Annotated in this window: 11 protein-coding genes, 2 rRNA genes and 1 pseudogene; 4 read left to right on the top strand and 10 right to left on the bottom strand. The window is 72.2% G+C overall.

Annotation, left to right across the window (positions count from 1 at the left end):
- A pseudogene (locus QMF80_RS37070) lies at nucleotides 1–102 on the top strand (IS982 family transposase); the annotation flags it as partial.
- 18 nt (nucleotides 103–120) lie between these two features.
- Here QMF80_RS37070 and QMF80_RS37065 read toward each other — a convergent pair.
- From QMF80_RS37065 to QMF80_RS37055, 3 genes are read right to left on the bottom strand one after another with little or no spacing between them, the layout of a single operon-like run.
- Complete coding sequence (locus QMF80_RS37065; protein WP_283461702.1) at nucleotides 121–1,089, bottom strand: NAD kinase; 969 nt, start codon at nucleotides 1,087–1,089, stop codon at nucleotides 121–123.
- On the bottom strand, nucleotides 1,086–1,901 hold the full coding sequence (locus tag QMF80_RS37060; RefSeq protein WP_283461700.1) for a TlyA family RNA methyltransferase: 816 nt from the start codon (nucleotides 1,899–1,901) through the stop codon (nucleotides 1,086–1,088). Before QMF80_RS37060 ends, QMF80_RS37065 begins: the two co-directional genes overlap by 4 nt.
- Nucleotides 1,902–1,908: 7 nt before the next feature.
- A complete protein-coding gene (locus QMF80_RS37055; protein WP_283461699.1) occupies nucleotides 1,909–2,244 on the bottom strand; it encodes a hypothetical protein in 336 nt (111 codons plus the stop codon).
- 64 nt (nucleotides 2,245–2,308) lie between these two features.
- Here QMF80_RS37055 and QMF80_RS37050 point away from each other — a divergent pair, with 64 nt between their 5' ends.
- The gene (locus QMF80_RS37050; protein WP_283461697.1) at nucleotides 2,309–2,662 is read left to right on the top strand and encodes an SCP2 sterol-binding domain-containing protein; all 354 of its coding nucleotides are present in this window, start codon (nucleotides 2,309–2,311) and stop codon (nucleotides 2,660–2,662) included.
- Between the two features lie 68 nt (nucleotides 2,663–2,730).
- Here the strand turns inward: QMF80_RS37050 and QMF80_RS37045 are convergent, their stop codons facing one another.
- The 4 genes from QMF80_RS37045 to QMF80_RS37030 form a co-directional block, all read right to left on the bottom strand.
- Nucleotides 2,731–3,600 carry an ABC transporter ATP-binding protein gene (locus QMF80_RS37045; RefSeq protein ID WP_283461695.1) on the bottom strand — a complete coding sequence of 290 codons (870 nt, stop codon included), beginning with the start codon at nucleotides 3,598–3,600 and terminating at the stop codon, nucleotides 2,731–2,733.
- Between the two features lie 103 nt (nucleotides 3,601–3,703).
- Nucleotides 3,704–4,723, bottom strand: a complete 1,020-nt coding sequence (locus QMF80_RS37040; RefSeq protein ID WP_283461710.1) for a FecCD family ABC transporter permease — start codon at nucleotides 4,721–4,723, stop codon at nucleotides 3,704–3,706.
- A 95-nt stretch (nucleotides 4,724–4,818) separates the two neighbouring features.
- Entirely contained in the window at nucleotides 4,819–5,862 is a 1,044-nt protein-coding gene (locus QMF80_RS37035) for a FecCD family ABC transporter permease (protein WP_283461708.1), read from the bottom strand.
- A 63-nt stretch (nucleotides 5,863–5,925) separates the two neighbouring features.
- Entirely contained in the window at nucleotides 5,926–7,002 is a 1,077-nt protein-coding gene (locus tag QMF80_RS37030; RefSeq protein ID WP_283461694.1) for an HAD hydrolase-like protein, read from the bottom strand.
- A gap of 84 nt (nucleotides 7,003–7,086) precedes the next feature.
- On the opposite strand from QMF80_RS37030, the gene QMF80_RS37025 reads away from it, so the two are divergent.
- Entirely contained in the window at nucleotides 7,087–8,379 is a 1,293-nt protein-coding gene (locus QMF80_RS37025) for a DUF1015 family protein (protein ID WP_283461692.1), read from the top strand.
- A 65-nt stretch (nucleotides 8,380–8,444) separates the two neighbouring features.
- On the opposite strand, the gene QMF80_RS37020 is transcribed toward QMF80_RS37025, so the two are convergent.
- Nucleotides 8,445–9,488 carry a tetratricopeptide repeat protein gene (locus QMF80_RS37020; protein WP_283461705.1) on the bottom strand — a complete coding sequence of 348 codons (1,044 nt, stop codon included), beginning with the start codon at nucleotides 9,486–9,488 and terminating at the stop codon, nucleotides 8,445–8,447.
- On the opposite strand from QMF80_RS37020, the gene QMF80_RS38495 reads away from it, so the two are divergent.
- A complete protein-coding gene (locus QMF80_RS38495) occupies nucleotides 9,450–10,796 on the top strand; it encodes a hypothetical protein (RefSeq protein ID WP_502962995.1) in 1,347 nt (448 codons plus the stop codon). The genes QMF80_RS37020 and QMF80_RS38495 overlap by 39 nt on opposite strands.
- A 54-nt stretch (nucleotides 10,797–10,850) precedes the next feature.
- On the opposite strand, the gene rrf is transcribed toward QMF80_RS38495, so the two are convergent.
- Both rrf and QMF80_RS37005 read right to left on the bottom strand, forming a co-directional pair.
- Nucleotides 10,851–10,967: ribosomal RNA gene (rrf, locus tag QMF80_RS37010) — 5S ribosomal RNA — on the bottom strand.
- A 106-nt stretch (nucleotides 10,968–11,073) separates the two neighbouring features.
- Nucleotides 11,074–11,168 (bottom strand): 23S ribosomal RNA (locus tag QMF80_RS37005); the annotation flags it as partial.

Below are 11,168 nucleotides of genomic sequence, written 5' to 3'. Positions count from 1 at the left end.
GTCCGCGTCCTGCAACGCATCCTGGCCCTCACCGCCGCAATCTGGCACAACACCAAGGCCGGCGAACCAGTGCTCCGCTCACTGACCGCCTACGATCACTGACCCCTTGGAATCAATCATCTAGTGCGGGGCCCCACGCCACCCGGAGACCGGGAGGGCGAACTTCGCCACGAGGCGGTCCGTGAAGGACGCGTGGTGCAGCCGGGCGAGCCGGACCGGTACGGCGCCCCGGCGGACCTCCACCCGGGCCCCGGCGGGCAGCTCCAGCGAGCGGCGGCCGTCGCACCACAGGACCCCGTGCGGGGTGCCGGGCTGCACCTCCACCGCGAGCACCGAGTCCGGCGAGGTGACCAGCGGTTTCGCGAACAGCGCGTGGGCGCTGATCGGCACCATCAGCAGCGCCTCGACCTCCGGCCAGACCACCGGTCCGCCCGCGGAGAACGCGTACGCCGTGGAACCGGTCGGGGTCGCGCAGACGATCCCGTCGCAGCCGAAGCCGGTCACGGGCCGCCCGTCGATCTCCAGGACGACCTCGAGCATCCGCTCGGGGGACACCTTCTGGACGGCCGCCTCGTTGAGTGCCCAGTCGCGGTGCACGACGTCACCGTTGGTGCGGACGACCACGTCGATGGTCATCCGCTCCTCGACCTCGTACGCCCGCGTGACCACCCGGTCGACGACCTTGTCCAGGTCGTCCCGCTCGGCCTCCGCGAGGAATCCCACCCGGCCGAGGTTGACGCCGAGCATCGGCACCCCGGAGCCGCGCGCGAACTCGGCGCCCCGCAGCAGCGTCCCGTCACCGCCCAGCACGATCAGCAGTTCGCAGCCGTCGAACACGCCCGGCGTGGACTCGTCGACCAGCTCCACCTCGGACGGGAGCGGCAGGTCCACCGCCTCGTGCCGCAGGACCCGCACCCCCAGCCCGCAGCGCAGCAGGCCCTGTACGACCAGCTCGGCGCTGCGGATGGCCGCGGGCCGCCCGGTGTGCGCGAGCAGGAGGACGGTGCGTTTCGCCGGTCCGGCCGGCGCTGGGCCCGAACCCGAACCCGAACCTGGAACCGAACCCGAACCTGAAGTTGAATCTGTCACTGCGGCCCCTCCGCCACTGCACGGTCAACATCCGCCGGGTCGAGTTCCGGTGCCCCCGCCCGCAGCCACAGAAAATACTCGACGTTCCCGGACGGGCCCGGAAGCGGACTCGCGGTCACGCCCAGTACGCCCAGTCCCAGCTTCGCCGCCTGGGCCGCGACCCCGCGGACGACCTCGGCCCGCAGCTCGGCGCTGCGGACGACGCCGCCGCTGCCGAGCCGGTCCTTGCCGACCTCGAACTGCGGCTTGACCATGAGGACGAGGTCCGCGTCCGGCGCGGTGCACCGCACCAGCGCGGGCAGCACCAGCCCGATGGAGATGAAGGAGAGGTCGCCGACGACCAGGTCGGCCGGGATCCCGTCGATCTGCTCCACGGTCAGTTCCCGGACGTTCGTGCGGTCCTTCACCGTGACCCGGTCGTCGCTCTGCAGCGACCAGGCGAGCTGCCCGTAGCCGACGTCGACGGCGACGACGTGCGCGACGCCCGAGCGCAGCAGTACGTCGGTGAACCCGCCGGTGGAGGCCCCGGCGTCCAGGGCCCGGCGGCCTTCGACGGCCAGGCCCAGCGGCCGGAAGGCGTCCAGCGCCCCGGCCAGTTTGTGGCCGCCGCGCGAGACGTAGTCGGGGTCGTCGTCGTCCTTGACGACGACGAGGGCCGCGGCGGTCTCGACCTGGGTGGCGGCCTTGGTCGCGGTCGCGCCGCCGACGGTGACCCGGCCCGCGGCGATCAGCTGCGCGGCGTGCTCGCGCGAACGGGCCATCTTGCGGCGCACCAGTTCGGCGTCCAGACGGCGGCGTGCCACTCCAGCCACGTTCGGTTCAGCTCCTGAGGTCGTACGGCGTTGCGGACGCGGGGCCCGCGGATGGTCCGGGCGGCGGCGCGTCCAGCGCGGTCAGCTCGTCACGCAGTCCCCGGTGTACATCCTCGTACACCTCGACGTGCCCGTCCGCCGCGAGGTGGTCGGCGTCCGCCAGCCGTTCCAGCCCGGCGTCGACCGGGGCGTGCCCGGTGGGGGTCCGTACGACGCCCAGCGGCGCGGGTCCGGCGGGCTCGTGAGCGGCGTCGGCCGGGACCCCGGCCGGCTCCCCGTGGACGACCCCGGGGACGGCCGCGGACGGGGCCGCGGAAGGCACCTCGGGCGCTTCGTCGGTCATGCCCCGACGCTACCCCGAAGCGGGCGGCCGCCACGCACGGCTCTGCGGTACCGTCGTGATCACCATGGCGACGATCGAAGAGTGCCGCGGAGCACTCGACAAACTCTCCGGCAACCTGGCCAGGTCGAACGGCGACGTACGCGGAGCAGCCGCGCTCGACCGCTCCCTGAGCTGCCACATGACCGACCTGGACCAGACGTTCACGGGCCGGCTCGAAGGCGGCCGGATCGAGGTCGACGAGGCCTCCCCGGCCCCCGGCCCACCGCGGGCCAAGGCCGAGATCCGGCTCGCGATGACCGGCGACGACCTCCTCGCGATGGTCGCGGGCGAGCTGAACTTCGCGAAGGCCTGGGCCTCCGGCCGGGTCCGCCTGGAGGCGGGCTTCCGCGACCTGCTGCGCCTGCGCGCGATGCTCTAGGTCCTCCTGGTCCTCCTGGTCTTCCAGCTCTTCCAGGTCCCGTCCGGGCGGTCTCCGCGGGTCAGCCCTCAGACGTGGGCGGCGGACGCCGTCGCCCCGGCCGTCCGAGCAGCGGGCGCGACCGGCGCGGCCCCGGCCGCGGAGGTCTTCCTACGAGCCGCGCGCGCGGCCGGGATCACCAGCGGCGTACCCGTCTCCGGGTCGTCGATGATCTGGCAGCGCAGCCCGAAAACCCGCTCCACCAGTTCGGCGGTCACCACCTCGGCGGGGGGCCCCGCGGCGACGACCTCCCCGTCGCGCATCGCGATCAGGTGGGTGGCGTAGCGGGCCGCGTGGTTGAGGTCGTGCAGCACGGCGACCAGGGTGCGCCCCTGCTCCTCGTGCAGTTCCGCGCACAGGTCCAGCAACTCGATCTGGTGCTGGATGTCGAGGTACGTCGTCGGCTCGTCCAGCAGCAGCAGCGGGGTCTGCTGTGCCAGGGCCATCGCGATCCACACGCGCTGGCGCTGCCCGCCCGAGAGCTCGTCCACGGCCCGGTCGGCGAGTTCGGCGACCCCGGTCGAGGCCATCGACTCCTCGACGACCCGCTCGTCCTGCGCCGACCACTGGCGCAGCAGACCCTGGTGCGGGTAGCGGCCGCGCGAGACCAGGTCGGCGACCGTGATGCCGTCGGGCGCGATCGAGGACTGCGGGAGCAGGCCCAGCGTCTTCGCCACCTTCTTGGCGGGCATCGACCCGATCGCGTGCCCGTCCAGCAGCACCCGCCCGGCCGACGGCTTGAGCATCCGTGAGAGGGCGCGCAGCAGCGTGGACTTGCCGCAGGCGTTGGGTCCGACGATCACCGTGAAGGAGTTGTCGGGGATCTCCACCGACAGGTTCTCGGCGATGACCCGCTGGTCGTAGCCGAGGGTGACGTTCTCCGCGGTCAGCCGCTGCACTGGGGTACTCCTTGAGTTCCGGGCCGATGGGCGGGAAGGGTGACGAGGGCGGGGAGAAGGGCGGGGACGGGGACGGGGACGGGGTGAACGGTCGGTCCGCGGCTCATATCCGCCCGGACTTGCGTTCCGTGACGAGCAGCCACAGCAGGTAGACACCGCCGACAAGCCCCGTCACCACGCCCACCGGGAGCTGGTCGGAGCCGAAGGCGCGCTGCGAGGCCCAGTCGGACAGCAGCAGCAGTACGGCGCCCATGAGCGCGCCGGACAGCAGGTTCGACCCGGGCGAACGGCTCAGCCTCCGCGCCAGCTGCGGCGCGGCCAGGGCGACGAAGCTGATGGGTCCCGCGGCCGCGCTCGCCGCGGTGGTGAGCACGATCGCCGCGAGCATCAGCAGGATCCGGGTGCGTTCCACCCGCACCCCGAGGGCGTAGGCGGCGTCGTCACCCATCTCCATCATCCGCAGCGCCCTGCCCTGGCCGAGGACCAGCGGGAAGAGCACCAGGCAGGTCGCCAGCAGCGGCCACACCTGCGCCCAGTCCCGGCCTGCCAGCGAACCGGTCAGCCAGACCATCGCCCGGCTGGCCTCGACCAGTTGGGCCTTCGTCAGGAGGTACTGGATGACGGCGACCAGCATCGCGGAGGCGCCGATGCCGACGAGGACGAGCCGGTAGCCCTGGATGCCGCGCTTGTAGGCGAGCAGGTAGACGACGACGCCGGTCAGTACGCCGCCGATCACCGCACCGGCGGCGACCTGGTCCGCGCCGCCCTTGAACAGGATGATCACGACGAGCGCGCCGACCGCGGAGCCGTAGCCGAAACCGAGCAGGTCCGGGGAGCCGAGCGGGTTGCGGGACACCGACTGGAAGATGCCGCCCGCCATCCCGAGGGCCGCGCCGACCAGGACGGCGACGAGCACCCGGGGCAGCCGCAGGTCGTTGACGACGAAGTCGTGGGCGGGGCTGCCGTTGCCGAGCAGGGTCTGTACGACGTCCCAGGGCGCGATGTCGAAGTCGCCGGTCCCGATCAGCAGGACGGCCAGGACGAGCGTGGCGGCGACCAGCAGCAGGCCGACGGCCACCGCGCGCGGCTCGAAGCGCAGCGAGATCCCGCCGGGCAGCCGCATCCCCCGGGACCGCGAGGCCGCCGGGGCCGTCGCGTCCTTCGGACGCTTCGGGCTCTTCGGGCGCTTCGGGCTCCTCGGGTCCTTCACGGTCGCGCTCACAGCTGGGCCATCCTCTTGCGCCGGACGAGGTAGATGAAGACGGGTCCGCCGATGAGCGCGGTGACGATGCCGACCTGCAGTTCGGCCGGACGGGTGACGACCCGCCCGACGACGTCCGCGCCGAGGAGCAGCACCGGCGAGAGCACCGCCGAGTAGGCCAGCACCCAGCGCATGTCGGGCCCGGTGATCAGCCGGACCAGGTGCGGGATCATCAGCCCGATGAAGACGATCGGACCGCAGGCGGCGGTCGCCGCCCCGCACAGCAGAGTGATCGCCACCATGGCGGTGATCCGGGTCAGGGTCAGGTTCGATCCGAGTGCCCGCGCGGTGTCGTCCCCCATGGCCATGGCGTTGAGCGGCCGTCCCAGGCAGAGCGCGAGGACCGCGCCGACCAGCAGGAACGGCGCCACCTGGCGCACCGTCTCCATGTTCGCCGAGGCGAGCGAGCCGACGGTCCAGAAGCGCAGCTTCTCCAGCGCCCTGTTGTCCATGAGCTGGACGGCGTTGATGTAGCCGACGAGCGCGGCGCTGGCGGCCGTACCGGCGAGGGCGAGCCGGACCGGGGTGGCGCTGCGGCTGCCCCCGAGGACGTAGACGACGACGGAGACGACGGCGGCGCCGAGGAAGGCCCACCAGACGTACTCGGTCAGGGTGGACGCCCCGAGGAAGCTGATCGCGGAGACCACGGCCGCGGCGGCGCCCGCGTTGACGCCGAGGATGCCGGGTTCGGCCAGCGGGTTGCGGGTCAGCGCCTGCATCACGGCGCCGGAGAGGCCGAGCCCGAGCCCGACCATCAGGCCGAGGACGGTCCGCGGAACCCGGAGGTCCTTGACGACCACGTCGGCGGGGGTCCCCGAGTAGTGGAACAGGCCGTGCCAGACCTGTTCGAGCGGCATCTGCTTGGCACCCACGGCGATGCTCGCCAGGGCGACGAGCGCGAGCACCAGCAGGGCGGCCAGCAGACCGGCGGCGCGCGCGGCATGGGGCGCGCGGGGGGCGGCCGGTACGGCCGCGCTCTGTTCGGGGGGACTCTCGACCAACACGGAAGTTAGGTTAGCCTACCCTCCACCCCGGCCGGGTCCCCCGAACAGCCCCTTGCGCGGTCACAGACCCAGCCGGGCCAGCGCCTTGCCCGCGTCCAGCGTGCAGGATCCGTCCCCGGCGCGGGTCCAGGCCGCCGCGCACAGCGCCCGCAGCCCGTCGACCGGATCGCCCTCGCCGCCGCCGTCACCCTCGCCGTCGTTCCCGCCGTCCCCGGCCGGGCGCAGGTCGAGTACGTCGTCCAGCGCGACCGCCGTCCACGCCCCGCAGCGGAAGCCGTCCCCGGCCCGCTCCACCTCGGGCTGCCCGGTCAGCAGACCCCGCAGGTCCCGGTCCACGTAGGTCGGCCGGTACTTCGGCTCGGCCCGCAGCAGCTGGGCCGCGTCCGTCACCCCGGTCAGCACGAGCAGCGAGTCCACCTCGCCGTGGAAGGCACCCTCGATGTCGGTGTCCAGCCGGTCCCCCACGACCAGCGGCCGCTCGGCCCCGGTCCGCAGGATCGTTTCGCGATGCATCGGGGGCAGCGGCTTCCCCGCCACCTGCGGCTCGGCGCCCGTGGCGATCCGTACGACCTCCACGGCGGCCCCGTTGCCGGGCGCGATCCCGCGCGGGCTCGGGATCGTCAGGTCCGTGTTGGACGCGAACCACGGCAGGCCGCGCGCGATCGCGAACGAGGCCTCCGCGAAACGGCTCCACGGCAGGTCCGGGCCGCCGTAGCCCTGCGCCACCGCCGCCAGCCCCTCCTCGTCCGCCGAGTCCACCGGCACCAGCCCGCGCTCGCGCAGCGCGACCCGCAGCCCCTCACCGCCGATGACCAGCACCTTGGACCCCTCGGGCAACTGGTCGGCGATCAGCCGGGCCACCGCCTGCGCCGAGGTGATCACATCGGCCGCCTGGGTCGGAACGCCCAGCTCGCCGAGGTGCTCCGCCACCGCGTCGGGGGTGCGCAACGCGTTGTTCGTCACGTACGCCAGGTGCATCCCGTCCGCCCGGGCGGCGAGCAGGGAATCGACGGCGTGCGAGATCGCCTGGCCGCCCGCGTAGACCACTCCGTCGAGGTCCAGCAGAGCCGTGTCGTACGCCTGGTGCAGACTGCGCTCACTGCCCGAGGGCATGGTCCTGCTCTGCCGGGTCGTCATCCTGTCCGCTCCTTCGTCCCGTATGGCCAATTCCGCACTCACCCTGATCATCCCGCATCGCGAGACGGGACTTACCATGCACCAATGACCACACCTGGTACCGAGGAAAACGGAGTGCGCGACGGCCTGCGCCTGATGCCCTTCCACGGCCTGCGCTACGTCCCGGAGCGCGTCGGCAGCCTCGCCGCCGTGACCTCGCCGCCCTACGACGTGGTCGTACGACCTGATGGACTCCACCACCTGGAGTCCGCGGACCCGCACAACATCGTCCGGCTGATCCTCCCCCAGGCCGACACCTCGGACGCGCGCAACGAACAGGCCGCGCGGACCCTCCACGACTGGCTCGCCGCGGGCATCCTCAGCGCCGATCCCGAGCCGGCGCTGTACGTGTACGAACAGCGCAAGGGCGACATGCTCCAGCGCGGGGTGATCGGCGCCCTCGCCCTGTCCACGGCCGACGCCGGGATCGTGCTGCCGCACGAGGACGTCATGCCGCACGTGGTCACCGACCGGGCCGGGCTGATGCGCGCCACCTCCGCCAACCTCGAACCGCTGCTGCTGACCTACCGCAGCGACGACGGCGACACCCCGGTGCCCGGCGCGGCCGAGGTGGTCGAGGCCACCGCGAGCCTCCCCCCGCTGCTGTGCACCACCACCGAGGACGGCTTCCGCCACCGGCTGTGGGCCATCACCGACCCCGTCGACCTGGCCGCCGTCACCGCCGACCTCGGCCACCGTCAGGCCCTCATCGCCGACGGGCACCACCGCTGGGCGACGTACCTGCGCCTACAGGAGGAGCACCCGAGCCCCACCCCGTGGGACTTCGGCCTGGTCCTGCTCGTGGACACCGTCCGCTACCCGCTCCAGGTCCGCGCCATCCACCGGATGCTGCGCCGCCTCCCTGTCACCGAAGCGCTGGCCGCCCTGGAGGGGGTCTTCCGGATCCGCCAGGTCGACGGTCCGCTGTCCGCCGCGCTGGCGGCCCTCGGCGAGGCCTCGGCCCTGGGCAATGCCTTCCTGCTCACCGGAGACGGCCGGTTCCACCTGGTCAGCGATCCCGACCCGGCGCTGATCGACCGTACGGTCCGCCACGACCGCCCCGAGGCGTGGCGCCGGCTGGACGCGACCGTGCTGCACGCGACCCTGCTGGACACCCTGTGGCACGTCCCGGACTCCCCCGAGCACATCGTGTACATCCACGACACCGAAGCCACCGTCGACATGGCCGAGCGCAGCGGCGGCACGGCGGTCCTGCTCCACCCGGTACGGGAGGAAGTGGTCCGGGAGCTGGCCCGCCAAGGCGTCACGATGCCCCGGAAGTCGACCTCCTTCGGCCCGAAGCCGGCCACCGGGCTGGTCCTGCGCAGCCTGCACTGACCGCGCCCGTCAAACGAAGAAGGGCGGTACCCCCCGTGGGGTACCGCCCTTCTTCATGCCGTGCGTCAGGCCTTGTCGCGGCCCTGGTCCTCGAACGGAGCCTCGTCCTCGATGTCCACGACCTCGTCGGTGACGTCGACGTCGGCGTCCGCCTCGGCGCGAGCGATCAGCTCGTCCTCGTCGTCCTCGTCGTCGATCTCGCGGGCCTCGGACGCCTCGTACTCGTCGTCGTCCTCACGCGCGTCCGACGCCTCGTACTCGTCGTCGTCCTCACGCGCGTCCGACGCCTCGTACTCGTCGTCGTCCTCGTCGTAGTACTCGGCGACGCCCTTGTCGTCGGCGTCCTGGACCCGGCGGTCCTCGTCGCTGAGGGCCTCGTGGTCCTCACGGTCCTCGTCGCCGAGGGCCTCGCGGTCCTCGTCGCTCATCGCGTCGACGAACTCGACACCGTCCAGCTCGGCGAGCCGGTCGGAGGCGTCGGTCGAACCGTCCTTGTCGGACTCGATCGTCTTGGCGAACCACTCGCGCGCCTCGTCCTCACGACCGTTCGCCAGCAGGGCGTCGGCGTAGGCGTACCGCAGGCGGGCGGTCCACGGCTGGACGGACGCGGAGGCCAGCTCCGGGCTCTGCAGGGTCACGATGGCGGCGTCGAGCTGCCCCATGTCCCGCCGGGCACCGGCCGCGACCAGGCGCATCTCGACCTGGGCGGCCTTGTCCAGCTTCTGCACCTCGGGCTCACCGGCCATCGCCAGCGCCCGCTCCGGACGGCCGAGGCCGCGCTCGCAGTCGGCCATGACGGGCCACAGCTCGACCGAACCGGTCATCCGCTTCGCGGCTCGGAACTCGGCGAGCGCCTCGCTGTACTTCTGCGTGGCGTACGCGGCGAAACCGGCGGCCTCGCGGACGGCGGCGACGCGGGAGGCCAGACGCAGGGCGATCCGCGCGTAGGCGTAGGACTGCTCGGGGTCCTCGTCGATCAGCCGGGCCACCATGACCAGGTTGCGCGCGACCTCTTCGGCCAGACCCTTGGGCAGGCTCAGCAGCTCCTGGCGAACGTCCGGGTCGATCTCGTGACCGGTGACGTCGTCGTCGATCGGGAGGCGCTTGATCGGCTCGCGGTCGCGGTAGTCGCTGTCGCGGTCGTCACGGCCGCCACGGTACCCACCGCGGTCGCCGCCACGGTCATCCCTGTCGTCACGACGGGGGTAGCTCGGGCGGTCGCCACCACGGTCGTCACGGCCGCGGAAGCCGCCACCGCTGCTCTGCGGGCGGTCGCCACCACGGTCATCACGGCGCGGGAAGCTGGGGCGGTCGCCACCGCGGTCGTCACGACCGCCGCGGAACCCACCGCGGTCGTCATCACGGCGCGGGAAGCTGGGACGGTCGCCACCGCGGTCGTCACGACGCGGGAAGCTGGGACGGTCGCCACCACGGTCGTCGCGGCCGCGGAAGCCGCCACCACTGCTCTGGGGGCGGTCACCGCCACGGTCGTCGCGACGGGGGTAGCTCGGGCGGTCGCCGCCACGGAAACCGCCGCCACTGCTCTGCGGACGGTCGCCACCACGGTCGTCACGACGCGGGAAGCTCGGGCGGTCGCCACCACGGTCATCGTCACGGCGGGGGTAGCTCGGGCGGTCGCCACCGCGGAAGCCGCCGCCACTGCTCTGCGGGCGGTCGCCACCACGGTCATCACGACGCGGGAAGCTGGGACGGTCGCCGCCACGGTCGTCACGGCGCGGGAAGCTGGGACGGTCGCCACCACGGTCATCACGACGCGGGAAGCTGGGACGGTCCCCGCCACGGAAACCGCCGCCACCACCCTGCGGGCGGTCGCTGCCACGGTCGTCACGACGCGGGAAGCTCGGGCGGTCGCCACCACGGAAACCGCCACTCTGCGGGCGGTCGCCACCGCTCTGGGGGCGGTCGCCACCACGGTCATCACGGCGCGGGAAGCTGGGGCGGTCGCCACCACGGTCGTCACGACGGAAACCGCCGCCACCACCCTGCGGGCGGTCGCCACCACGGTCATCACGACGCGGGTAGCTCGGACGGTCGCCACCACGGAAACCGCCACTCTGCGGGCGGTCGCCACCGGGGCCACCGGCCGGACGGCCACCACGGTCATCGCGACGGAAGCCACCACCGGCACCACCGGCACCACCGGAGGCGGGGCGCCCGCCGCGGTCGTCACGGCGGAAACCGCCACTCTGCGTACGGTCGCCACCACGGTCACCGCCGCGGTCGTCACGGCCCCCGCGGTAGCCGCCCCTGTCACCGCCGTCGTTACGACGAGGCTCGCGCTCCGGACGATCGTCGGGAGAGTTGGACATGGGTGTGACTCCTGTCTTCGGGGTACCGCTAGTCATTCTTGCGCAACCAACCCATGGCCGCGCTTCGGCGCAAATCGAATAAAATAAAAAAAGACCCTTGGTCCAGCGTTGAACGCTGGACCAAGGGTCCTTTGAAAGATTGTTCGGCGGCGTCCTACTCTCCCACAGGGTCCCCCCTGCAGTACCATCGGCGCTGAAAGGCTTAGCTTCCGGGTTCGAAATGTAACCGGGCGTTTCCCTAACGCTATGACCACCGAAACCCTATCGGTTTCGAGCGAACAAGCACACTTTGTAATTATGTTCTAGCTCTAGAAACCAGCAACCGTTCGTTGCTTCAGAACTAACACAGTGGACGCGAGCAACTGAGGACAAGCCCTCGGCCTATTAGTACCAGTCAGCTCCACCCGTTGCCGGGCTTCCACATCTGGCCTATCAACCCAGTCGTCTACTGGGAGCCTT

This window comes from Streptomyces sp. G-G2, assembly GCF_030063135.1.
Taxonomy (GTDB): domain Bacteria; phylum Actinomycetota; class Actinomycetes; order Streptomycetales; family Streptomycetaceae; genus Streptomyces.
This window is presented reverse-complemented; position numbering and strand designations above follow the sequence as displayed.

Excerpts from the sequence above, each read along its gene's own strand:
- QMF80_RS37055 (WP_283461699.1), bottom strand. The coding sequence starts at position 2,244 with ATGACCGACGAAGCGCCCGAGGTGCCTTCCGCGGCCCCGTCCGCGGCC.
- QMF80_RS37050 (WP_283461697.1), top strand. The coding sequence starts at position 2,309 with ATGGCGACGATCGAAGAGTGCCGCGGAGCACTCGACAAACTCTCCGGC.
- QMF80_RS37040 (WP_283461710.1), bottom strand. The coding sequence starts at position 4,723 with ATGCGGCTGCCCGGCGGGATCTCGCTGCGCTTCGAGCCGCGCGCGGTG.
- QMF80_RS37030 (WP_283461694.1), bottom strand. The coding sequence starts at position 7,002 with ATGACGACCCGGCAGAGCAGGACCATGCCCTCGGGCAGTGAGCGCAGT.
- QMF80_RS37025 (WP_283461692.1), top strand. The coding sequence starts at position 7,087 with ATGACCACACCTGGTACCGAGGAAAACGGAGTGCGCGACGGCCTGCGC.